The 20,846-nt window shown below is 71.7% G+C and carries 23 protein-coding genes and 1 riboswitch; of the genes, 10 read left to right on the plus strand and 13 right to left on the minus strand.

The genetic code is table 11. The features are described from left to right. Positions 1 to 38: 38 nt before the first annotated feature. The gene (locus Srubr_RS33315; RefSeq protein ID WP_051815512.1) at positions 39 to 410 is read right to left on the minus strand and encodes a beta/gamma crystallin domain-containing protein; all 372 of its coding nucleotides are present in this window, start codon (positions 408 to 410) and stop codon (positions 39 to 41) included. A gap of 284 nt (positions 411 to 694) precedes the next feature. Here Srubr_RS33315 and Srubr_RS33320 point away from each other — a divergent pair, with 284 nt between their 5' ends. Next, positions 695 to 1,195, plus strand: a complete 501-nt coding sequence (locus Srubr_RS33320; RefSeq protein ID WP_189992506.1) for a hypothetical protein — start codon at positions 695 to 697, stop codon at positions 1,193 to 1,195. 66 nt (positions 1,196 to 1,261) lie between these two features. Here Srubr_RS33320 and Srubr_RS33325 read toward each other — a convergent pair whose 3' ends face one another. The 4 genes from Srubr_RS33325 to Srubr_RS33340 form a co-directional block, all read right to left on the minus strand. Beyond that, positions 1,262 to 4,180 (minus strand): SpaA isopeptide-forming pilin-related protein, encoded by a 2,919-nt coding sequence (locus Srubr_RS33325; RefSeq protein WP_229926569.1) that lies wholly within the window; start codon positions 4,178 to 4,180, stop codon positions 1,262 to 1,264. Between the two features lie 126 nt (positions 4,181 to 4,306). Continuing rightward, complete coding sequence (locus Srubr_RS33330) at positions 4,307 to 4,507, minus strand: DUF397 domain-containing protein (RefSeq protein WP_189992502.1); 201 nt, start codon at positions 4,505 to 4,507, stop codon at positions 4,307 to 4,309. Between the two features lie 82 nt (positions 4,508 to 4,589). Next, a complete protein-coding gene (locus Srubr_RS33335) occupies positions 4,590 to 4,790 on the minus strand; it encodes a DUF397 domain-containing protein (RefSeq protein WP_189992500.1) in 201 nt (66 codons plus the stop codon). 11 nt (positions 4,791 to 4,801) lie between these two features. Continuing rightward, positions 4,802 to 5,623, minus strand: a complete 822-nt coding sequence (locus Srubr_RS33340) for a helix-turn-helix domain-containing protein (protein WP_229926568.1) — start codon at positions 5,621 to 5,623, stop codon at positions 4,802 to 4,804. 107 nt (positions 5,624 to 5,730) lie between these two features. Between Srubr_RS33340 and Srubr_RS33345 the strand changes: the two genes are divergently transcribed. Genes Srubr_RS33345 through Srubr_RS33355 form a run of 3 tightly spaced genes read left to right on the plus strand, consistent with a single transcriptional unit; the run spans position 5,731 to position 6,618 of the window. After that, the gene (locus Srubr_RS33345) at positions 5,731 to 6,066 is read left to right on the plus strand and encodes a hypothetical protein (protein ID WP_189992496.1); all 336 of its coding nucleotides are present in this window, start codon (positions 5,731 to 5,733) and stop codon (positions 6,064 to 6,066) included. Continuing rightward, a complete protein-coding gene (locus tag Srubr_RS33350; RefSeq protein ID WP_189992494.1) occupies positions 6,041 to 6,235 on the plus strand; it encodes a hypothetical protein in 195 nt (64 codons plus the stop codon). Before Srubr_RS33345 ends, Srubr_RS33350 begins: the two co-directional genes overlap by 26 nt. Next, positions 6,232 to 6,618, plus strand: a complete 387-nt coding sequence (locus tag Srubr_RS33355; protein WP_189992492.1) for a hypothetical protein — start codon at positions 6,232 to 6,234, stop codon at positions 6,616 to 6,618. Before Srubr_RS33350 ends, Srubr_RS33355 begins: the two co-directional genes overlap by 4 nt. Before the next feature lie 50 nt (positions 6,619 to 6,668). On the opposite strand, the gene Srubr_RS33360 is transcribed toward Srubr_RS33355, so the two are convergent. Continuing rightward, on the minus strand, positions 6,669 to 7,244 hold the full coding sequence (locus tag Srubr_RS33360; RefSeq protein WP_189992490.1) for a TerD family protein: 576 nt from the start codon (positions 7,242 to 7,244) through the stop codon (positions 6,669 to 6,671). A 217-nt stretch (positions 7,245 to 7,461) separates the two neighbouring features. Here Srubr_RS33360 and arfB point away from each other — a divergent pair, with 217 nt between their 5' ends. After that, a complete protein-coding gene (gene arfB / locus Srubr_RS33365) occupies positions 7,462 to 7,896 on the plus strand; it encodes an alternative ribosome rescue aminoacyl-tRNA hydrolase ArfB (protein ID WP_189992487.1) in 435 nt (144 codons plus the stop codon). A gap of 94 nt (positions 7,897 to 7,990) precedes the next feature. Here the strand turns inward: arfB and Srubr_RS33370 are convergent, their stop codons facing one another. After that, positions 7,991 to 8,449 (minus strand): GNAT family N-acetyltransferase, encoded by a 459-nt coding sequence (locus Srubr_RS33370; protein WP_189992485.1) that lies wholly within the window; start codon positions 8,447 to 8,449, stop codon positions 7,991 to 7,993. Positions 8,450 to 8,499: 50 nt separating this feature from the next. Beyond that, positions 8,500 to 8,991, minus strand: a complete 492-nt coding sequence (locus Srubr_RS33375; RefSeq protein ID WP_373313438.1) for a flavin reductase family protein — start codon at positions 8,989 to 8,991, stop codon at positions 8,500 to 8,502. Positions 8,992 to 9,442: 451 nt separating this feature from the next. Between Srubr_RS33375 and cdgB the strand changes: the two genes are divergently transcribed. Next, the gene (gene cdgB / locus Srubr_RS33380; RefSeq protein ID WP_189992481.1) at positions 9,443 to 11,098 is read left to right on the plus strand and encodes a diguanylate cyclase CdgB; all 1,656 of its coding nucleotides are present in this window, start codon (positions 9,443 to 9,445) and stop codon (positions 11,096 to 11,098) included. 116 nt (positions 11,099 to 11,214) lie between these two features. Next, the gene (locus Srubr_RS33385) at positions 11,215 to 12,165 is read left to right on the plus strand and encodes a carbohydrate-binding protein (RefSeq protein WP_189992475.1); all 951 of its coding nucleotides are present in this window, start codon (positions 11,215 to 11,217) and stop codon (positions 12,163 to 12,165) included. A gap of 34 nt (positions 12,166 to 12,199) precedes the next feature. On the opposite strand, the gene Srubr_RS33390 is transcribed toward Srubr_RS33385, so the two are convergent. The 3 genes from Srubr_RS33390 to Srubr_RS33400 form a co-directional block, all read right to left on the minus strand. Continuing rightward, a complete protein-coding gene (locus tag Srubr_RS33390) occupies positions 12,200 to 13,174 on the minus strand; it encodes a 1-phosphofructokinase family hexose kinase (protein WP_189992473.1) in 975 nt (324 codons plus the stop codon). A 122-nt stretch (positions 13,175 to 13,296) separates the two neighbouring features. Next, a complete protein-coding gene (gene nagA, locus Srubr_RS33395; protein ID WP_189992470.1) occupies positions 13,297 to 14,424 on the minus strand; it encodes an N-acetylglucosamine-6-phosphate deacetylase in 1,128 nt (375 codons plus the stop codon). Between the two features lie 86 nt (positions 14,425 to 14,510). Then, positions 14,511 to 15,455: an ROK family protein gene (locus Srubr_RS33400; protein WP_189992800.1), complete on the minus strand. Its 945-nt coding sequence runs from the start codon at positions 15,453 to 15,455 to the stop codon at positions 14,511 to 14,513. A 63-nt stretch (positions 15,456 to 15,518) separates the two neighbouring features. Between Srubr_RS33400 and Srubr_RS33405 the strand changes: the two genes are divergently transcribed. The 3 genes from Srubr_RS33405 to otsB all read left to right on the plus strand — a co-directional run bounded on the left by Srubr_RS33405 (position 15,519) and on the right by otsB (position 18,093). Continuing rightward, positions 15,519 to 16,850: an ABC transporter substrate-binding protein gene (locus Srubr_RS33405; RefSeq protein WP_189992468.1), complete on the plus strand. Its 1,332-nt coding sequence runs from the start codon at positions 15,519 to 15,521 to the stop codon at positions 16,848 to 16,850. Between the two features lie 117 nt (positions 16,851 to 16,967). Continuing rightward, the gene (locus Srubr_RS33410; protein WP_030612188.1) at positions 16,968 to 17,192 is read left to right on the plus strand and encodes a DUF3263 domain-containing protein; all 225 of its coding nucleotides are present in this window, start codon (positions 16,968 to 16,970) and stop codon (positions 17,190 to 17,192) included. Between the two features lie 70 nt (positions 17,193 to 17,262). Beyond that, positions 17,263 to 18,093: a trehalose-phosphatase gene (otsB, locus tag Srubr_RS33415; RefSeq protein ID WP_189992466.1), complete on the plus strand. Its 831-nt coding sequence runs from the start codon at positions 17,263 to 17,265 to the stop codon at positions 18,091 to 18,093. On the opposite strand, the gene Srubr_RS33420 is transcribed toward otsB, so the two are convergent. Together Srubr_RS33420 and Srubr_RS33425 are read right to left on the minus strand one after the other, a co-directional pair. Beyond that, complete coding sequence (locus tag Srubr_RS33420; RefSeq protein WP_189992459.1) at positions 18,081 to 19,520, minus strand: alpha,alpha-trehalose-phosphate synthase (UDP-forming); 1,440 nt, start codon at positions 19,518 to 19,520, stop codon at positions 18,081 to 18,083. The genes otsB and Srubr_RS33420 overlap by 13 nt on opposite strands. Before the next feature lie 74 nt (positions 19,521 to 19,594). After that, a complete protein-coding gene (locus Srubr_RS33425) occupies positions 19,595 to 20,539 on the minus strand; it encodes a glucosyl-3-phosphoglycerate synthase (RefSeq protein ID WP_189992457.1) in 945 nt (314 codons plus the stop codon). A gap of 157 nt (positions 20,540 to 20,696) precedes the next feature. Continuing rightward, positions 20,697 to 20,842, plus strand: a riboswitch (SAM riboswitch). The last annotated feature ends 4 nt before the right edge of the window (positions 20,843 to 20,846 follow it).

Genomic DNA, 20,846 nt, shown 5'->3' on the forward strand with positions numbered 1-20,846 from the left:
GGCGGGTGGGGCGTGCCGCCGCTGACCGTGTCGGCGCCTCAGAAGATCTGAATGGACGTGATGTTCGGCGGCCGGGTGGGGTAGGTCACGATGTTCCAGCGGCTGATCTTGACGGTGGAGCCGTTGGCGTCGTTCATCTGGATGTCGTTGTTCCCGGTGGAGATCTTGTCCACCCAGGCGCCGGCTCCGAGACTCATGGTTCCCGCGTTGGCGGCGCAGTATTCGAAGGGCCCGTTAGGGCCGACAATGATCGGACGGCTGTAGTGGCCCCAGATGTGCAACAAGTCGTCACTGGTGCAAGGCGTCTGGTTCATGGCGTGCGCGGCGTTCACCGGAGTCGCGACGGCGAGGCCCGCGGTCAGTAACGCTACGGCTAACAGGTTCCGGGTGGTCTTCCTGGCGGTGGGCACGATGTGACATCTCCCTGAGGGGTCGGGCACGCTGCGTGAGCCGGGGTTCATCCCGAACGGTGAGGCAACTGCCCCGTCGGGCGGGACAGCCGGCCCTTGTGCGCTTCAATCCTGGCTCAGCGCTGTGTCGGCCAGGAACGGTACGTGATGTTCTTTGCCTTCCCTTTATACGGGCCCGGTGGAGCGGGGCCGTGGGGTGTACGGCGGGTGGTCCCAGGTGGGCGTGGGGGTGTCCGGGAGGGCCGACAGCGGTTCCGGGCGGACCGGCGTGACACCATCTCCCCGTGCTCGACATCGGCTATGCCCTCTCCAACCGGTTCCCGGACCCGCCGCAGACCGACTACCGGCGCGCGGACGCGCACGCGCTGCGGCACGACCTGTTCTGCGGGGACGTCTATCTCGCGGACACCGAGTCCGACCGGGAGCTGTCCACAGCCTGGGGATGGGTGCCGGTGCTGGACTTCGCGTGGGCGCTGTGCGACATCGTCGAGCTGCTGGACCGGGACCCGATGGGCTCCCGGGCCGCCCGGCCGCAGCGGGCGGAGCTGGACTTCACCGAGTCCACCGACCGGATGCTGTTCGAGCGCCGTTTCGGCTGGGTCGACATCACCTCCGACTGGACCCCGGCCGAGGAGCCCCCGCTCTCCTTCTCCCATGCCGAACTGCGCCGGGAGGCCCGGGACTTCCTGCACGACCTGCTGGCGGACCTCTCCGACATGCACGAGGACCTGGCGGAGAACCCGGTGATCTGGACCCTCCAGGCCCGCTTCCCGCGGGTGTCGTAGGGCGCCGGACAGGAGAACGCCCCCTCCGGCGCACGGCATCCGGAGGGGGCGCCTTGGAACGCGCCGCTACTTGTCTCCGTACTCCTTGCCGGAGTCACCGCCCCCGTCCGGGGCCGCGCAGCCCGTGCCGGAGTCGCCGTAGCCGTCGGAGTGCCCGTAGCCGTCGTGGTCGCCGTGGCCGTGGTCGCCGGGCTCGCAGCGACTGTTGCTCAGCCGGACGGTGATGCCGTCCTCGGCGTTGTCCTCGGTCAGCTCGTGCGGACCGCTGACCGGGTCCTCGGGCAGTTCGTAGCCCTCGGGCACAGCGACCTCGCGCACGTAGTACTCGCCGAGCGGGAGGTCGTCGAAGGTGCAGTCGCCCCGGGCGTCGGTGGTGCAGCTCTGGCCGATACGGGTGTCGGGGCCGGTGCCGGAGGTCTGCAGGCCGGGCACCGCGTTGGTCTCCTTCCACAGTTCGAAGACCGCGCCCGCGAGGGGCTCGCCGTTCTTGGCGTCGGTCTTCTCGACCCTGAGGGTGCCGTCTGTGTCCGGCTCCTCGGTGCGGGTGTTCTCGGCGGTGACCCGGACGCCGTCCTCGGCGTTGGCCTCGGTGAGTACCAGGGGGCCGAAGACGTTCGGGTTCGGCAGGTCGTAGCCGTTGGGGGCCGCCGTCTCGCGCCAGTAGTAGGTGCCGGGTGTGACGGTGCGGGTGCAGAGGCCGGCTGTGCCGGTGGTGCAGGTGCCGCCGACCTGGGTGTCGGGGTTGGTGCCGGTGGTCTGGAGGCCGGGGGTGCCGTTGGTCTCCCGCCAGAGCTGGAACACGGCGCCGGCGAGGGGGTCGCCGGTCTGGGCGTCGGTCTTTTCGACGCTGACTTCGCCGGTGACGGGCTGGGGTTCGTCGGTGCGGGTGTTCTCCGCGGTGACCCGGACGCCGTCCTCGGCGTTGGCCTCGGTCAGGACCAGGGGGCCGAAGACGTTCGGGTTCGGCAGGTCGTAGCCCTCGGGGGCCGCCGTCTCACGCCAGTAGTAGGTGCCCGGTGCGACCGTCCGCGCGCACACGCCGTCCGTGCCGGTGGTGCAGGTGCCGCCGATCCGGGTGTCGGGGTCGGCGCCGCCGGTCTGGAGGCCGGGCGTGCCGCTGGTCTCCTCCCACAGCTCGAATTCCGCGCCCTCCAGCGGTTCTCCGGTCTCGGCGTCGGTCTTGTCGACGTGGACCTCGCCGGTGACGGGCTGGGGTTCTTCGGTGGGGGTGTTCTCGGCGGTGGTCCGGACGCCGTCGTCGGCATTGGCCTCGGTCAGTACGAGGGGGCCGAAGACGTTGGGGTCGGGGAGGTCGTAGCCGTCGGGGGCCGCGGTCTCGCGCCAGTAGTACGTGCCGGTCTCCACCGTCCGCGCGCAGAGGCCGTCGGTGCCGGTGGTGCACACCCCGCCCACCTGGCTGTCGGGGTCGGCGCCGGCGGTCTGGAGGCCGGGGGTGCCGTTGGTCTCCTCCCACAGCTCGAACTTGGCGTCCTCCAGCGGTTCCCCGGTCTCGGTGTCGGTCTTGAGGACGCGGACCTCGCCGGTGACGGGCTGGGGTTCTTCGGTGGGGGTGTTCTCGGCGGTGGTCTGGACGCCGTCGTCGGCGTTGGTCTCGGTGAGGGTCAGGGGGCCGAAGACGTTGGGGTCGGGGAGGTCGTAGCCGTCGGGGGCCGCGGTCTCGCGCCAGTAGTACGTGCCGGTCTCCACCGTCCGCGCGCAGAGGCCGTCGGTGCCGGTGGTGCACACCCCGCCCACCTGGCTGTCGGGGTCGGCGCCGGCGGTCTGGAGGCCGGGTGTCCCGTTGGTCTCCTCCCACAGCTCGAACTTGGCGCCCGTGAGCGTCTCCCCGGTCTCGGAGTCGGTCTTGACGACGCGGACCTCGCCGGTGACCGGCTGCGGCTCGCCACCGCAGTCCGGCAGGTCGCCGTCGAACGGGTACGAGTGGAACTCGACGCCCGTCTGCGGGCTGGTGTGCGTGAGCGAACCGGTGGTGAGGAAGCGGCCGTTCATACCGGGCAGCGACACCGTGGTCATGGACGCCTGCTGACCGACCAGGACACTGCCCTGGAACTGGCCCGTGCCGATCAGGTCCACCGAGGTGGCGTCCGGGAAGTTCCACAGCAGGCGTTCGCGGTAGGCGTTCAGCGGGTCGGTCGCGTCGTCGATACCGCCGCTGTAGGTGTTGATGACCCGGTTGTCGCCGACGATGTTGACCAGGATCGTCGCGTTGTCCGGGATGTTCGCGAAGGCGATCCCCTGCTGGCCTCCGCCGGGCCCGGTCAGGTCGAAGTCGACGTTGAACACCTGGATCGCCGAAGTGCCGTCGCCCGTGAACAGCGTCTGGTAGCCCTGGTTCACCGCCGTACCGGTGGCCGGCCGGGGTGCCCCGTCCACGCGGGCGTAGCACTGGCTCGCGGCGGTCAGCTGGTCGCGCAGCGGCAGGTACGGCTGTGCGGCGTCCGGGTCGTGGACGAGGGTCCCCTCCACCGTGCCGGTCACCGTGCCGCCGTACCGGACGACCCCGCCCTCGGCGAGCAGCCGCTGGCCGGGGGCGACGGTGATGTCGTCGCCGGTGGTCAGGAAGTCCGCGCCGTCGGGCGGTGGCACCCGCGAGCCGACCCCGGCGATCCCGATGTCGTAGACGGCGCTGCCGCCGGTGTCCTTGGCCATGTCGAAGTCGTCCAGGACGACGACCCGGCCCTCCGCCTCCGCGGCCCTGCCCCGGACGAGGAAGTCGTCGCCGACGAAGATGTTGATGCCGTTGTCCCGGCCGGCGAAGGGGCCGTTGTTGATGCCCGGGAAGGGGTCCGGGCAGTCCCCCGGGACGCAGGGGCCGAGCCCGCCCGGCAGCGGGGCGGCCTGGGCCTGGCCGGCTCCCACGCCGAGGAGCAGGGCGGGGGCCATTCCCGCCACGAGTGCGCAGGCCAGCCCGGCCCGGCCCAGTCTGGGCCGGAGAGCCGCCACACGGTTTCCGATGAAATGCATGTCCCACAGGCTTCGCCGCCGGGACCGGCGCGGCGGGGACGACATTCCAGGAACGGACGGCTGTCACGCGGACGGCCCGCACACGTTCGGCCCGTCCGACGCGACAGGCGTACCGAGCGGGTGTATTCAGACGCTCTGGTCAGCGGCGTACGCGATGAAGGAGGACCAGGTGCCGGTGGTGAAGTTCAGTACGGCGCCGTCGGTGTTCTTGGAGTCGCGGACGGGGACTACGTTGTGGGTGGCGGCGAGGTTAATGGCGACCTCGATGCACTGGCCACCGTTGCCGCTGTAGGAGGACTTGAACCAGCGGGGGGCCTCGGACGTCATGGGGTGCCCTTTCATGCCGCTTCGGTGGAGAGCGCGCCTCCTCCCACTACAGCGGAAGGAGGAGGCGGTCGCGAGCGGGGTTTCAGACGCTCTGGGCGGCGGCGTACGCGATGAACGAGGACCAGGTGCCGGTGGTGAAGTTCAGGACGGCGCCGTCGGTGTTCTTGGAGTCGCGGACGGGGACCGTGTTGTGGGTGGCAGCGAGGTTGGTGGCGACCTCGATGCAGTTGCCGCCGTTGTTGCTGTAGGAGGACTTGAACCAGCGGGGGGACTCGGTCGTCACGGGGTGCCCTTTCATGCCTCTTTGATCATGGCCACCGATGCTGCCTGGGGCAGAGCTTCGGCCTGCAACTGATGGTAGGCCGTCAACAGAGGGAGCACTGCCGCCGTTTCGCGCTCCAGGTGTCCCCGCATCTGTGATTCCGCGTATGCGATCACGGACAGATCCGGCATGGTCAGTAAGTTCATGGGGAGATCGAACGTCCGACGCTCCCCCATCCCGTAGGGAGCGATCTGAAGCACGGTGTTCGGCAGCTCGGCGAACTGCATCAACCGGTCGAGCTGGGCCCTCATGACCTTCGGTCCGCCGACCTGTCTGCGGATGCAGCTCTCATCCATCACCACCAGCATCGTGGGGAGGCGGGGATGTTCCAGGGCCGCTTGCCGTTCCGCCAGGAACGAGACTCGTTCCTCCGCCTGTTCGGGCGTGATCGTCCCTCGGCGTACGGCACTGTCCGCCAGGACACGCGCGTACTCCGGTGTCTGGAGCAGGCCGGGGATGATCCCGATCTCGTACAGCCGGATTTCCGCCGCCCGGCCCTCGTGCTTGACGTACTCGGGGAAGCCCTCCAGCAGGTTGCCGTGCCGGATCTTTCGGTACTCGCGCTCGAACGAATCTGCGCTTCCCGTGAGGCCGAATGCTCTGTCCGCGCTACGCGAAAAGCGAAGGGTCGGAGGCTTCCGACCAGTTTCCACGGCCGAAATATGCACACTGGAATATTCCGTCAGGGCGGCCAGGTCCTCCTGCGTCCAGCCGCGGGCTTCCCGCAGGCTGCGCAGACGTGCTCCGTACGCCGCTTGCGGAGACGCGTCGGGGTTCAACTCCTTGCGGTTCAACAGCCATTCACCAACCTTCCGTTCCTTGCCAACACGTTGAACGGTTCCCAGGCGTGGTCCCATGCTGAACCCGTCCGGTAGTCGCAGTGCTACGGAGAGGAACATTCGTGCCCGAAAGACTGAACGAACCGGCTCTGGTTGACGGCGAGAAGGGCCCGGAGCGGCCCCGTGACGAAGGCATCCCCAAGCTCGGAATCCGGCAGACACTGGAGGTCGGGGAGATCACCTTCGCCCTGGACGCGGTGCTGGCGCAGGCCGGCATCAGGCTTCCGCAGTTCCACACCCGGCTGTCACCCGCCGAGAACCGCCGCTGGGTGGTCCGGCTCGGCGACTGCAACGTGATGCAGGCCCGCAACCTTCTCGACCTCCTCAAGGACGGGCTGACCCTCCGCGAGCGGCACCCGGAGGAGGCGATCAATGGAACACCCGCCAAGGACAGTTAGGGCACGCGCCCACCTGGAGAAGGCCATCATGGCGGCCGGCGCCATCGTGGACGTGCTGATCGACCCCGCGGGCGGCTTCCTTGCCGTCCAGTGCATCGGGGTCGAGGCGGCCGAGGAACTGGCGCTCACCATCGAGGCCGGTGTGCAGGCGAGGGTGGTCCGGGGATGACCTTCCGCTGCACCAGCACCTGCGCAATCAAGGATCACACCTTCCGGTGGGCTCAACGACTGCCCTGCGCCGACCACGGTGAAATCGACTGGGCGTTCCTGGACGACCTCCGGTGTGTGCTGGGTGAAGAAGAGCACGAGTTCCACGCCACGTGGCTGCGAAGCTCGGAGCTCGAAAGGGATGTGTACCTGTGCTGGTCCGACGCCCCGGACATGCAGTGGGTCGTCGATGCCGAGGTCTGCCTGAAGACCAGGACGCCCCTGGGATCGTCCTGCACGATCTACAAAGGCCATCCCGGGAAGTGCGAGTGGGACCACGTGGACCCCGAAGCGCCGGCGCGATCGGCAGGCGGGTTCCCCGACGGCGGTCTCGTCCGCCCATGAAGAAGACCCCCCAAAGGCGACTCGGGGGGTCTTCTGATGTGTGCCTACCGTCAGACGTTGACGCCGAAGTCCTGGGCGATGCCGACCAGGCCCGAGGCGTAGCCCTGGCCGACCGCGCGGAACTTCCACTCCGCGCCGTTGCGGTACAGCTCGCCGAAGATCATGGCCGTCTCGGTGGCCGCGTCCTCGGAGAGGTCGTAGCGCGCGATCTCGGCGCCGCCGGCCTGGTTCACGATGCGGATGTAGGCGTTGCGGACCTGGCCGAAGTTCTGGCTGCGGTTCTCGGCGTCGTAGATGGACACCGGGAAGACGATCTTGTCGACGTCGGCCGGGAGGGCGGCCAGGTTGACGTTGATCGCCTCGTCGTCGCCGGCGCCCTCGCCCGTGCGGTTGTCACCCGTGTGGACGATCGAGTTGTCCGGGGTCTGCTTGTTGTTGAAGAACACGAAGTGGGCGTCCGAGTAGACCTTGCCCTGCGTGTTCACCGCGATGGCGGAGGCGTCCAGGTCGAAGTCCGTGCCGGTGGTGGTGCGGACGTCCCAGCCGAGGCCCACGGTGACGGCGGTCAGGCCCGGAGCCTCCTTGGTGAGCGAGACGTTGCCACCCTTGGACAGGCTTACAGCCATGTTGGGAGTCCCTTCCTTGGATACCCGTGCGTATCTGCGCACATCTGTGCCGACGGAGCTGTGCGGACGAAGCTACCGTCACCCGGGACAACGACGCGGACGGCCCCGTGGGTTCCGGAAGGCTTTACCTTTTTTACGGAGTCCGGAGCAGGGCGTTCCCGGCGGGGCGGACCGGGGCCGGAAATCCAGGTGACGCGCGCCGGGGCGGGCCGGGAACATGGAGGGTATGTCCGGGCCCTATCTCATCCGTGGCTCGGTCTCGCTGCCCGAGGCCGAGCTGATGTGGCGTTTCTCCAGGTCGTCCGGGCCCGGCGGACAGCACGTCAACACCAGTGACTCCCAGGTGGAACTGCGCTTCGACCTCGCACGCACCGAGGCGCTGCCGCCCGTGTGGAAGGAGCGGGCGCTGCACCGGCTGGCCGGCCGCCTCGTGGACGGGGTGGTGACCGTACGGGCCTCCGAGCACCGCTCGCAGTGGCGCAACCGGGAGGCCGCCGCCGTACGCCTCGCCGCGCTCCTCGCCGAGGCCACCGCGCCCCCGCCCAAGCCCCGCAAGCCCACCCGCGTCCCGCGCGGCATCAACGAACGCCGGCTGCGCGAGAAGAAGCAACGCGCGGAGACGAAGCGGGGCCGATCGGGGCGCGACTGGTAGCGGGGTCGGTCGGGTCGTGACCGGGGGCTGCGGGGTCGGTCGGGTCGTGACCGGGGGCAGCAGCGGGTTCGCCCGCCGTCGCTTCCGCCGCAGCTCACAGTTCCAGTACGCCCACCACCTGATCCCCGGCGGTCTCGCCGGTCGGGTGGAAGCCCAGGCGGGCGTAGAAGGCCCCAGGGCCGTCGGGGCCGGGGTGCCAGCTGACATACAGACGGGTGCCGCCGCGGCGGCGGATCTCGGTGGCCACCGCGTCCACGGCGAACCGGCCGTAGCCCCGGCCCTGTTCGCCGGCCGCGATGTTCAGCCGCCACAGCCCGGATCGGTACAGGCTGCCGTCACCGTGCCAGTCGATGCCGAAGAAGGCCATCACGAAGCCGACCGCCCGGCCCTCGTCGGTGATCAGCCGGGGCCAGGCGACGCCGTCCGGGTGGACGTACGCCTCGGCGAGCGAGCGCACCACCGGTGCGACGGCGTGCTCCTGGTCGGGGCGGACGCGCAGGGCGACGGCGGTCTCGAAGTTCCGTGGGGTCACCACTTCCAGGCGAGGTGTCACCGGCGCACCGTAGGCACACCGGCCCCGCCGCGGCCACGGAATTTCGCGGCTCAGCCCAGCTGGCGGTAGCGGCCGCGGAAGTACAGCAGCGGGCCGCCCTCGGCGCTGGGCACGCGCGCGGTGAGGACGCGGCCGATGACCAGGGTGTGGTCCCCGGCGGCCACCCGCTGTTCGGTACGGCACTCCAGGGTGGCCAGCGCGCCCCCGACCAGCGGGGCGCCGGTGACCTCGCCGCGGCTGTAGGGGATGTCCTCGAAGAGGAGCCGGTCGCTGATGCGGCCCTTCATGGCGAAGCGGCCGGCGATGTGCCGCTGGCTCTCGGCGAGGACCGACACCGCCCACAGCGGCTGTTCGGCGAGCAGGTCGTCCATGCGGGCGCCCTCGCGCAGGCTGACCAGGACCAGCGGCGGGTCGAGGGAGACCGACAGGAACGCGGTGGCGGTCATGCCGACGTCCTCCACCCCCGGTGCCTGGGGGTCGTCCGGGTCCAGCGGCGGTTCCTGCGCGGTGACCAGGACCACGCCCGCGGCCAGCCGGGACATCGCGGCCCGGAACTCGTCGTTGCTCACCCCCTCAGCATGCCCGGAAGGCAGGGGGGCGGTGGGGGAGGGAGTCTTCAGCACGCCGGAAACGCTAGTCTTCGCCCGGTGCGGCGGGCATCGGGCCCTGGCCCGAACCGGGACCTAGGTCGCGAGGACCAGCCGGCACGTCCGGCACGTGCATGATGTGAACGGACGCGCACGGTGTGTCTTCGTGCGTCACACAGGGCAAACGGAGAAACAGCACTCAATTGTTCACGTTTCCTTGTGACTTGAGTCACAAGAGGCGCGAATTGTTGACCCTGTGTACCGAGTGGGCAGCGCGCTGTGATTCAGTGGCGGGGAGCCGCAAGGACAACCGCGTACAGCATGACCAAGAGCCACCGCTGACAACGCGGGAGAAGCGCCGAAGGCAACCCTTGATTCGCTGCGATGTCTCGGGGGGAGGGCGAGCATGGAGACCGAGTCGGAGCCGTATGTCCGTCTTGCGTCCCTGCGACAGCTGCACCAGGTCATGGCCGAGATCAACACGGCCCGAAGCCTGGCGGACACACTGCAGACCGTCGCCGACGGCGCCGTCAACGCCCTCGGCTACGAGATGGCGGCCGTCAACCTCGTCCGCCCCGACGGCGACCTGGTGGTCGCCGCCTTCTCCGGCAACCCCGCCGCCGAGGCCCTGATCACCGGCCGGGTCGGCTCCCGCGAATCATGGGAGCGGCGGCTGACCATGGGCGAACACTGGGGCGACCTGATCTTCATACCGCACACCGAGGGCTGGGTGCTGGACGACGACGACGTCCCCCAGTGGTACACCGACGGCCCCGAACCGCGCTTCGAGGACGAGTGGCACCCCTCCGACCGGCTCTTCGCCCCCATGTACACCCCCGGCGCGCAGGGCGGCTCCTCCGGCGAACTGCTCGGCGTCATATCCGTCGACCGGCCGCGCAACGGCCGCCGTCCCGGCGCCTGGGGCCGCGAAGCCCTCCAGATGTACGCCTTCCAGGCCGCCATCGCGATCAGCAACGCCCGCCTGCGCTCCAACATGCAGCGCGCCCTGGTCCGCCTGGAGCGCGAACAGCAGGCCCTGCGCGCCAGCGAGGAATCCTTCCGACAAGCCTTCGAATACGCTCCCTCCGGCATGGCCATCGCCGAGATGGGCGGGGACCAGCACGGCCGCATCCTGCGCACCAACGACGCGCTGTGCCGGCTGCTCGGCCGCCCCGCCTCCGCGATGCGCCGCTACTCCTTCGCCGACCTCGTCCACCCCGAGGACATCGGCACCCTGCTGCGCACCTCCGCCGAGGGCGGGCGCGCCGAACTCCGCCTGGGTCGCCGCGACGGCAGCTACGTGTGGGTGTCGCTGCGCAACAGCGTGGTCGCGGACGCCGCCGACGGGCCGCGCTTCCTGCTCACCCACGTGGAGGACATAGAGGAGCGCAAGCGGCGCGAACTCCAGCTAGCGCACCGCGCCTCCCACGACTCGCTGACCGGCCTGCCGAACTCCGCCGAGCTGCGCGCGCGCCTCTCCGCCCGGCTGTGCCGGCGCCCCGCGCACGCCGGCGCCCCGGACTCCCTGGACGCGGCCTACGGCCACCCCGCCTACGACATCCCGGCCGGCCACGGCTTCGACTTCGCGCCGGGCGCCGAGGCGTACGACGCCTACGACCACCATGTGCACGCCGTCGCCCCCGAGGACGGCCGGGACGACGGCGCCAAGGGCCTCGCGGTCCTCTTCTGCGACCTCGACGGCTTCAAGTCGATCAACGACCGGTTCGGGCACAACGCCGGTGACTCGGTCCTCATCGAGGTCGCCCGGCGGCTGAGCAACGGCGTCCGGGACGGGGACACGGTGGCCCGGCTCGGCGGCGACGAGTTCGTGATCCTCGCCGACGGCCTCGGCCGGGCCGACGCCCAGGACCTCGCCGTACGGCTGCGCAACGAGATCATTCAACCGATCCGGGCCGAGGGCCGGTCCGTCCGGGTGGGCGCGAGCTTCGGCATCGGGTGGGCGCACTGCGGCATGACGGCGGACGAGGTGCTGAAGTCCGCCGACGAGCGCATGTACGTAGAGAAACGATCTCGTCCCAAACAACATCGCCGAGCCGGATGAACCGCAGGTCAGCGGGTTGACGCCCTCCCGGTCACCCGTTTGGGGGACGGAGAGCGGGTAGGCTCGCCATTCCAACCCGTACCCATCCGCCCGCACCTGTTGAGGAGTACCAAGGGATGACGCCCGGCGACAACGGCGCGAGCACGCCCGAGGACGACGACCCGTTCGGCTACCTGTACGCAGACGGCCAGGCCCGGGGAGCCCAGCCGCCGTCCGGCGGTTACGGCTACCCGAACTCGGTCAGCAGGGTGCGCACGGTCGGCGAGCGCCGGTACGGCCAGCAGCCGGGGCCCCACGGCCAGCCGCCGCAGGGCGGCACGTACGGCCAGGGCGTTCCGCAGCAGGGTGCCTACGGCCAGCCGAACGCCCACTACCAGGCCCCGGAGACGCTGCCCGGCGGCGCGCCCCCGGCCGGCCGCCGGCCCGCGCCGCCCGCGCCCGGCCGCCGCGGGCCGAACACCAAGGGCCTGCTGATCGGCGCGATAGCCGTGGTCGCCGCGGTCGTCATAGGCATCGGCGTCGCGATGATCAACGACAACACCGAGGACGACAAGGCCGGCAACCAGGCCACCCCGGCCCCGACCCAGTCCCAGAGCCAGTCCCCGAGCCCGTCGGGCAGCAGCTCGCCCACGGCCGGGGAACTGCCGAAGACCGACGCCGCGAGCGGCTCGGTCCAGCTGTCCGGCGGCGCGGTCCCGGCCACGGACGTCCAGGGCGCGCAGGCGGCCGGCGGCACCTACGTGGGCGGCCTGAACACCGCGGGCGCGTCGGTGACCTGGACGGTCGACAACATCCCCGAGGCGGGCGCGTACACCCTCTTCGCGCGCTACAGCGTGACCGGGGACCAGTCGATGACGGTGTCCGTCAACGGCAAGGAGTTCGGCAGCAAGATCGGGTTCCGCAACTGGCGCAGCGCCGACGACCTCGCCAACGGCTGGACGCACTCCTACGTGTGGCCCAGCCTCGACAAGGGCCGCAACACCATCTCGATCTCCTGCCAGCCCGGCGACAAGTGCGACGTCCTGCTGGACCAGATGTGGATCAAGAAGGGCCACGTCACCCGCTAGGACCGGACCTGGGTCCGGACGGGGACCGGGCCGCCTAGGCCGCGCTGGCCGCCCCCGTGACCCGGACCCGGCCGAGGAGTTCGGTGTACGCGGAGTGGTCGAACTCGCCCGCCGCCGGAGCCCGTACCGTCGCCGCCGACAAGGCCGCCGCGCGGACCAGGCGGTCCGGCCAGGGGAGGCGCTCCACCAGGCCGGAGAGCAGGCCCGCCACCGCCGAGTCGCCCGCGCCCGTGGGGTTGCCGCGGACGGGAGCGGGCGGGGCGGCGCGCCAGCGGCCCTCCGGGGTGACGGCGAGCAGACCGTCCGCGCCGAGGGAGGCGACCACCGCGTGGGCCCCGCGCCGGCGGGCGTTCTGGGTGGCGCGCAACGGCTCGTGGGAGCCGGTGAGTTCGGCGAGTTCCCCGGCGTTCGGCTTGATGACGTCCGGCCGGGCCGCGACCCCGCGGCGCAGCGCCTCCCCGCTGGTGTCCAGCAGCACCGGCACCCCGGCGGCGCGGGCCGCGCGGACCAGACCCGCGTACGCCCCCACCGGCACCCCCGGCGGCAGACTCCCGCACAGCGCCACCGCCGAGGCGCCCGGCAGCAGCTCCTGGTACCGGTCGAGGAAGGCCGCCCACTCGGCCGGGGAGATCTGCGGGCCCGGCTCGTTCAGCTGGGTGGTGTCACCGGTGCGCTCGTCCACCACCGCGACGGTGCGCCGGGTCGCCCCGGAGACCGGCACCAGCGCGTCCACCAGGGCACCGGGCGCCTTCGCGCCCCCTTGCTCCCGCGCCACCGGGATCACCGGCGCCTGCGCCAGCATCGAGCGCAGGACCGTGCCGGTGTGGCCGCCCGCGAAGCCGGTGACCGTCACCTCGTGGCCGAGCGCGGCCAGCACCCGGGCCACGTTCACGCCCTTGCCGCCGGGGCGTTCGGCGACCTCCGAGACGCGGTGGGCGGCGTGCGGCCGCAGCGACCGTACGCGGTAGGTGATGTCGAGAGCGGTGTTCAGTGTGACCGTGAGGATCACCCGGGCCGACCTCCCTCGAAGTGGCTGCGGTGTCTTGGGTGTCCGGGGCCTCGATCATGCCAAAGAGACGGCCACCGGCCCAGTGCGCGGACCGGTCACCGTCTTCCCGACGGGGTTACGGATCAGGGCAGTTGGGGCGCTACCACCCATTCGCCCCGCCGCATCACGCCCTTCAGCGCGAAGTCCGCGTCCAGCAGGACCAGGTCCGCGTCCTTGCCGGGCTCCAGCGAGCCGATCCGGTCGTCCAGGCCGAGCAGCCGCGCCGGGTTGGCCGACAGCGCGGTCACCACGTCCTCCACCGGCAGCCTGTCGACGGTCACCGCGCGCCGGAACGCCCGGTCCAGGGTGAGCGTGGAGCCGGCGATCGAGCCGCCCTCCACCAGCCGGGCCACGCCGTCGCTGACCTCGACCTCAAGCGGGCCGAGCAGATAGCGGCCGTCGGCGCTGCCGGCCGCGTCCATCGCGTCGGTGATGAACGCGACCCGGTCCGCGCCCGCGTGCCGGAACGCCAGCTCCAGCGCCGCCGGGTGCAGGTGGACACCGTCGTTGATCAGCTCGACGGTGACCCGCTCGTCCTGGAGCAGCGCGGCGATCGGGCCGGGCGCGCGGTGGCCCAGCGCGGGCATCGCGTTGAAGAGGTGGGTGGCGACGGTGGCGCCCGCGTCGATGGCCTCGGCCGTCTGCTCGTAGCTCGCGTCCGTGTGCCCGATCGCCGCGATCACCCCGTGCTCGGCGAGCAGCCGCACCGAGTCGATGCCGCCGGGCAGTTCGGTGGCGAGGGTGACCATCTTCGCGTGGCCGCGCGCCGCGTCGATCAGCTTGCGGACCTCGGCCGGGTCCGGGTCGCGCAGCAGCGACTCGGAGTGCGCGCCCTTGCGGCACGGCGAGATGAACGGACCCTCGAAGTGGATGCCCGCGATCTCGCCCTGCTCGGCCAGCTCGCTCAGCAGCCCGGCCTGGCGGACCAGCAGGTCCATCTCGTCGGTGACGGTGGAGGCGACCAGCGTGGTGGTGCCGTGCAGCCGGTGGGTGCGGACGGCCGTCATGGCCTGCTCCGCCGTACCGGCGAAGGACGCGCCGCCGCCGCCGTGGTTGTGGATGTCCACGAAGCCGGGGACCAGCCAGTGCCCGGTGACGTCGAGGACCTCGGCGCCGGCCGGTGCCGAGGCGGCGATGCGGGTGCCGTCGACCACCAGCCGGCCGTTCTCCACGGTCCCGGTGGGCAGCACCACGTTCGCGCCGGTGAGCACCTGCGGCCTCGTCGTGGCGGAGCGCGCAGTTCCCCGCGCGCCTCCCGGGGCGCCGTCCGGGGCCGGAGTTTCCCGCTCGGTTGCCATCAGGTGCTTACCTCCGGAGTCGTAGGAGTGATCGTCAGCAGATCGCGGGCCAGCAGGCCCGCGCCCAGGCAGCCGGCGCTGTCGCCGAGGGCGGCGGGGACGAGGGCGGGTGCCTTCTGGAAGGTGATCCGGCGCCGGACGGCCTCCCGCAGCGGCCGGAACAACACTTCCCCCGCCTCGGCCAGCCCGCCACCGATGATCAGCGTGCGCGGGTCCAGCAGGGTGACGGCGGTGAGCAGGCCGTCGGCGAGCGCGTCCACCGCCTCCTGCCAGACCCGGACGGCGTTCGGGTCACCGGACGCGACGGCCCGCGAGCAGTCCGCGGCGTCCGCGTCCGGGTCGCCCGAGGCCGCCGCCCAGGCCGCGCCGACGGCGGCGGCGGAGGCGTACCGCTCCAGGCAGCCGCGCTGCCCGCAGGGGCAGGCGGCGCCGCCGGGCCGCACGACGATGTGGCCGATCTCGCCCGCGAAGCCGTGCGCGCCGGCCTCCACCCGGCCGCCGATACCGATCGCGCCGGCGATCCCGGTGCCCAGCGCCAGGAACAGGAACCGGTCGGTGCCCCGGCCCGCGCCGATCCGGCCCTCGGCGAGGCCGCCGGTGCGCACGTCGTGGCCGAGGGCGACCGGCATCCCGAGCCGCTCGGCGAGCAGCGCGCGCAGGGGTACGTCCCGCCAGCCGAGGTTGGCGGAGTAGACGGCGGTGCCGTCCGCCTCGTCGACGGTGCCGGGGACGGCTATGCCGGCCGCGGCGGCCGGTTCGCCGTACTGCCCGACGCCGTGGGCGCGCAGCTCGGTGGCGAAGTCGAGGATGCCCGCCACCACCGCGTCGGGGCCGTCCGCCCGTCCGGTGGAGCGGCGGGCGCGGTGCAGCAGCGTGCCGTCGGCGCCGACGAGGGCGGCCTTCATCCCGGTACCGCCCACGTCCAGGGCGATGACATGTCTCACCACGGGGCTAGTGTGACCCTTCCACCCACGAGAGGTCTAGTCCACTCACGTGGTGTAGACCTTATGTGTCCATATGTTGAACGGTCAGACGGCAGGGTTGGGGCTTTGAGGGTGCGTCGGGGTACGGCAGGAACGATCGCGGTGGTGTCCGCACTGGGCATGACAGCGGTCCTCGGCGGCTGCGGGGCAACGGGGTCCTCCGACGTCACGCTCAGACTGGTCGCCGCAGACTACGGCGACTCGGCGGCCCACAGCTCCAAGAAGTACTGGGACGAGCTGGTCAAGGACTACGAGTCCACGCACCCGGACGTGAAGGTCGAGGTCAGCGTCTACTCCTGGAACGACGTCGACCGCAAGGTCAAGGAGATGGTCGACGCCGGGGACGCCCCCGACCTCGCCCAGATCGGCGCCTACGCCGACTACGCCGCCGCCGGCAAGCTCTACCCCGCCTCGGAGCTGCTCTCCATCCGCACCCAGGCCGACTTCCTCTCCCAGCTCTCCGACGCCGGCCAGTGGAAGCACACGCAGTACGGCATCCCGTTCGGCGCCTCCACGCGCGTGCTCTTCTACAACAAGACCCTGTTCACCAAGGCCGGCATCACCCCGCCCACCACCTGGGCCGAGCTGGCCGCCGACGCCGCGGCGCTCAAGGACAAGGGCGTGAAGTACCCCTTCGCGCTCCCGCTCGGCCCGGAGGAGGCGCAGGCCGAGACCATGCAGTGGCTGCTCGCCGGCGGCAACGGCGGCAGCGGCTACACCGACGACATCGGCACCTACACCATCAACTCCGCCGCCAACGTCTCCACCTTCACCTGGCTCAAGGACGAACTGGTCGGCAAGGGGCTCACCGGCCCGGTCGCCCCCGGCAAGCTCAACCGCGCCGCCGCCTTCGCCGCCTTCGCCGACGGCCAGGTCGGCATGCTCAACGGCCACCCCACGCTGATCCAGCAGGCCGCCGCGAAGGGCGTGAAGTTCGGCACCGTGCCGATGCCGGGCCGCACCGGCAAGGCCAGGGCCTCCATGGGCGTCGCCGACTGGATGATGGCCTTCAAGCAGAACGGGCACCGCGACGAGATCGGCGACTTCCTCGACTTCGTCTACTCCGAGAAGAACGTCCTCGACTTCTCCCGCACCTACGGACTGCTGCCGGTCACCAGCTCCGCCTCCAACGTCATGAGCGCCTCGGACCAGGCGGCCGACAAGGCCCTGCGCCCCTTCCTGGAAGAGCTGCCCAGCACCGAGCTGTACCCCGTCGGCAAGACCTCCTGGGCGGCGGTCAGCGCGTCCCTGAAGCAGAACATCGGGCAGGCCGTCGCCCCGAACGGCAGCCCCTCCGGCGTGCTGACCCGGCTCCAGGCGACCGCCACGGCGGCCGACAGCACCACCGCGAACTGAGCGCGGCCTTCCCGTCGGCCGGCGGCAGCACCGCGAACTGAGCGCGGCCTTCCCGTCGGCCGACGGCAGTACCGCGAACTGAGCGCGGCCGCCCCGTCGGCCGCTACGGTGGCCGGCATGGAACTGGGCAGTCGCGAAAAAGCCATCCTCGCGCTGGAGCGCCGGGCCTTCCCCGGGCCCGGCGCGAAGGAACGCGCCATCCGCGAGGAACTGGACCTCTCCCCGGTCCGCTACTACCAGCTGCTCAACGCCCTCCTGGACGACGAGCGCGCCCTCGCCCACGACCCGGTCACGGTCAACCGGCTGCGCCGGATCAGACAGGCCCGGCGGGCGGAGCGCTGACCCCGGCTCCCGCGCAGGCGTGAGCTTCGGCTCAGGCGTGAGCCCCGCCCGCGCCGGATACTGTCGCGGTATGGATCCTCTGCCCACCCCGCAGACCCAGCCCGGCCGCGACGGGCTCGCCGCGCTGCTGGAGCGGCCCCGCACCGCGCTGATCGGCCTGGACTTCGACGGCACCCTGGCCCCCATCGTCGCCGACCCCGAGCAGGCCCGCGCCCACCCCGACGCCGTACCCGCGCTGGCCGCCCTCGCCCCCCAGATCGCCTCCGTCGCCGTGATCACCGGCCGCCCGCCCGAGGTCGCCGTCCGCCACGGCGGCTTCGCCGGCGTCCCCGGCCTGGAGCACCTCACCGTCCTCGGCCACTACGGCGCCGAACGCTGGGACGCGGCCACCGGCACCGTCACCGCACCGCCCCCGCACCCCGGCGTGGCCGCCGCCCGCGCCGAACTGCCCCGCCTGCTGGAGCGGGCCGCCGGCGAGGGCGTCTGGACCGAGGAGAAGGGCCGGGCGCTCGCGGTGCACACCCGCCGGGCCGCCGACCCGCAGGGCGCCTTCGAGTCGCTGCGCGCCCCCCTCGCCGACCTCGCCGCCCGGCACGGGCTGATCGTCGAGCCCGGCCGCCTGGTGCTGGAGCTGCGCCCGCCCGGCATGGACAAGGGCGTGGCCCTCCTCGACCACGCCCGTGCCGTCGGCGCCGGCTGCGTCGTCTACGCCGGCGACGACCTCGGCGACCTGCCCGCCTTCGCCGCGGTCGACACCCTCCGCGCCGACGGCGTCCCCGGCCTGCTGGTGTGCAGCGGCAGCACGGAGGTCACCGAACTGGCGAAGCGGGCCGACCTGGTGGTGGACGGCCCGGAGGGGGTCGTGGGACTGCTGCGGGCGCTCGCCGCTCAGCTCGGCTGAGCGGTCAGGGCCTGAAGCTGGTCCAGGAACCAGCGGGCGGGCGGCAGCGCGGTCGCGGCGGCGGCCAGCCGCTTGGAGCGGGCCGCCCGCTCCTCCGCCGGCAGGGTCAGCGCCTCGTGCAGCGCCCGCGCCGTGCCCGTGATGTCGTACGGGTTCACCGTGAACGCGTCCTCGCCCAGCTCCTCGTGCGCCCCCGCCTCCCGGGACAGCACCAGCGCGCAGCCCTCGTCGGAGACCACCGGGATCTCCTTGGCGACCAGGTTCATGCCGTCCCGGATGGGGTTCACCAGCGCCACGTCGGCCATCCGGTAGGCGGCCAGGGAGCGCGCGAAGTCGTCCTTCACGTGCAGCACCACCGGCGTCCAGCCCGGCGTGCCGTACCGCTCGTTGATCCGGTCCGCCACCCGCCGCACCTCGGCGGTGTAGTCGCGGTACACGGCCAGGTCCTGGCGGGAGGGGTAGGCGAACGCCACGTGGACGACCTTCTCCCGCCACTCGGGACGGTCGGTGAGCAACTGCTCGTACGCCAGCAGCCCGCGCACGATGTTCTTGGACAGCTCGGTGCGGTCCACCCGGACGATCGTGCGGCGGCCCTCGCCGATCTCCTCGCGCAGCGCCGCCATCCGCTCGGCCACGTCCGCCCGGTGCGCCCGCTCGCGCAGGAAGTCCCCGTCCGCGCCCAGCCCGTGCACCCCGATCTCGGTGCCGGAGGGGATGCCGGGCCCCAGCACCTCATGGCAGCAGGCGGTGAAGGCGTCCGCCCAGCGCCGGGTCAGGAACCCCGCCCGGTCCGCGCCCAGGACGCCGCCGAGCAGCTCGGCCGCGATGTCGTCGGGCAGCAGCCGGAAGTAGTCCGGCGGGGCCCACGGGGTGTGCGAGAAGTGGCCGATGCGCAGGTCCGGCCGCAGCCGGCGGAGCATCCGGGGAGCCAGCGCCAGGTGGTAGTCCTGGATCAGCACCGCCGCGCCCTCGGCCGCCTCCTCGGCCAGCGCCTCGGCGAACGCCTGGTTGTAGGTCTGGTACGACGCCCACTGGCGACGGAAGTCCGCGTCGAACACCGGTTCCAACGGGGTCTGGTACAGCAGGTGGTGGACGAACCAGAGCACCGAGTTGGCGATGCCGTTGTACGCCTCGGCGTGCACGGACGCGTCGATGTCGAGCATCCGCACCCGCTGCCCGCCGGTCTCCTCCACCGGCAGCAGCCCGCCGTCGGCGCGCCGCACCGCCGCCCGGTCGCCGTCGCCCAGCGCGGCGCACACCCACACCGAGTCCGCGTCCGACCCGATGGCGGACAGCCCCGAGACCAGCCCGCCGCCGCCCCGCCGGGCGTCGAGCGAGCCGTCCTCGCGTACCTGATAGGAGACCGGGCCGCGGTTGGAGGCGACCAGAACCCGAGCTTTGCCGACAGCAGTGCGCGTGGAAGCCATACGCCTCAACCTAGCCCGGCCCGTAAACCCTCAAACGTGCGATCCACCTGCGAAGCAGGCCGTGTACCGACCGTTCACGCCACCTTCCGCTCCGCGTACTCCGCGATCTCCACCATGGGCGGGCGCTCCTCGGTGTCCACCGAGTAGGTACGCGGCTCGAAGCCGTCCTCGCCCCGCTCGAACTGGGTCAGCGCGGGCCGCACCAGATGGCCCCGGGCCAGCCGGAGCTGGGCCGTGCGGTAGATCGCGGCGGCCATCCGGCCGAGGGCCTGACCGTCCTGGTGCCGGTGCTTGCGCACCCCCACGTCGACCTGGGCCAGCGCGTCCAGGCCCACCAGGTGTAGCGCGTCCACCAGCATGCCCAGCTCCACGCCGTAGCCCACCGGGAACGGCAGCTGCTCCAGCAGCGAGCGGCGGGCCGCGTACTCGCCGCCCAGCGGCTGCACGAAACCGGCCAGCTGCGGCCAGTGCATGTTCAGCAGCGGCCGGGCCATCAGCTCGGTGACCCGCCCGCCCTGCCCGGCGGAGCCCGCGAGCGGACGGTCGTACATCGCCTTGACCAGGTCCACGTCCGCCTCGGTGAGCAGCGGCCCGACGATGCCGAGCACGAAGTCGGAGGAGAACTCCCGCAGGTCCGCGTCGATGAAGCAGACGATGTCCCCGCCGGTCACCAGCAGCGAGCGCCACAGCACCTCGCCCTTGCCGGGGACGGCCGGGATGCGGGGCAGGATCTCGTCGCGGTGGACGACCCGGGCGCCGGCCCGCGCGGCGACCTCGGAGGTGCGATCGGTGGAGCCGGAGTCGACGACCACGACCTCGTCGACGAGCGGGATCTGCTCCACGAGGTCGCGGCGGATGACGGTGACGATGTCACCGACCGTCTCCTCCTCGTTGAGGGCGGGCAGTACGACGCTGATCGTCTGGCCCGTGCGCTGCTTGGCGGCCAGCACCTGGTGCGGCGGGCGGTCGGCCACGGACCAGGAGCGGCGGCCCAGCCAGCGCTCGACTTCTTCCAGCACGGTCGGCGGCTCCTCACTGTCACCACCACACGTCGCCGTGTGATGCATCTCGCGGTTCGGACGACTATCTCAACTGTCCTGGCCTTCGGTTACAGTCTTGAACAACGCCGATGACCATCGCATGTCGGGGGGTCAAGCGGCGTTGACAACCACATACAGCTCATCCAGAGGGGCAGAGGGACACGGCCCGATGAAGCCCCGGCAACCCTCCAGCCGATTCTCGTCTTCTTCCGAGCGAGGCTCCCGGCTAGGGAAGGTGCCAAATCCGTCTCACGGCGAGATGCGTCGTGAGGAAGATGAGGAGAAA

It is taken from the genome of Streptomyces rubradiris (assembly GCF_016860525.1).
Lineage (GTDB): Bacteria > Actinomycetota > Actinomycetes > Streptomycetales > Streptomycetaceae > Streptomyces > Streptomyces rubradiris.

Excerpts from the sequence above, each read along its gene's own strand:
- Srubr_RS33325 (WP_229926569.1), bottom strand. The coding sequence starts at position 4,180 with ATGCATTTCATCGGAAACCGTGTGGCGGCTCTCCGGCCCAGACTGGGC.
- Srubr_RS33330 (WP_189992502.1), bottom strand. The coding sequence starts at position 4,507 with ATGACGTCCGAGGCCCCCCGCTGGTTCAAGTCCTCCTACAGCGGCAAC.
- Srubr_RS33350 (WP_189992494.1), top strand. The coding sequence starts at position 6,041 with ATGGAACACCCGCCAAGGACAGTTAGGGCACGCGCCCACCTGGAGAAG.
- Srubr_RS33355 (WP_189992492.1), top strand. The coding sequence starts at position 6,232 with ATGACCTTCCGCTGCACCAGCACCTGCGCAATCAAGGATCACACCTTC.
- Srubr_RS33360 (WP_189992490.1), bottom strand. The coding sequence starts at position 7,244 with ATGGCTGTAAGCCTGTCCAAGGGTGGCAACGTCTCGCTCACCAAGGAG.
- arfB (WP_189992487.1), top strand. The coding sequence starts at position 7,462 with ATGGAGGGTATGTCCGGGCCCTATCTCATCCGTGGCTCGGTCTCGCTG.
- Srubr_RS33375 (WP_373313438.1), bottom strand. The coding sequence starts at position 8,991 with ATGTCCCGGCTGGCCGCGGGCGTGGTCCTGGTCACCGCGCAGGAACCG.
- cdgB (WP_189992481.1), top strand. The coding sequence starts at position 9,443 with ATGGAGACCGAGTCGGAGCCGTATGTCCGTCTTGCGTCCCTGCGACAG.
- Srubr_RS33385 (WP_189992475.1), top strand. The coding sequence starts at position 11,215 with ATGACGCCCGGCGACAACGGCGCGAGCACGCCCGAGGACGACGACCCG.
- Srubr_RS33405 (WP_189992468.1), top strand. The coding sequence starts at position 15,519 with ATGTGTCCATATGTTGAACGGTCAGACGGCAGGGTTGGGGCTTTGAGG.
- Srubr_RS33410 (WP_030612188.1), top strand. The coding sequence starts at position 16,968 with ATGGAACTGGGCAGTCGCGAAAAAGCCATCCTCGCGCTGGAGCGCCGG.
- otsB (WP_189992466.1), top strand. The coding sequence starts at position 17,263 with ATGGATCCTCTGCCCACCCCGCAGACCCAGCCCGGCCGCGACGGGCTC.
- Srubr_RS33420 (WP_189992459.1), bottom strand. The coding sequence starts at position 19,520 with ATGGCTTCCACGCGCACTGCTGTCGGCAAAGCTCGGGTTCTGGTCGCC.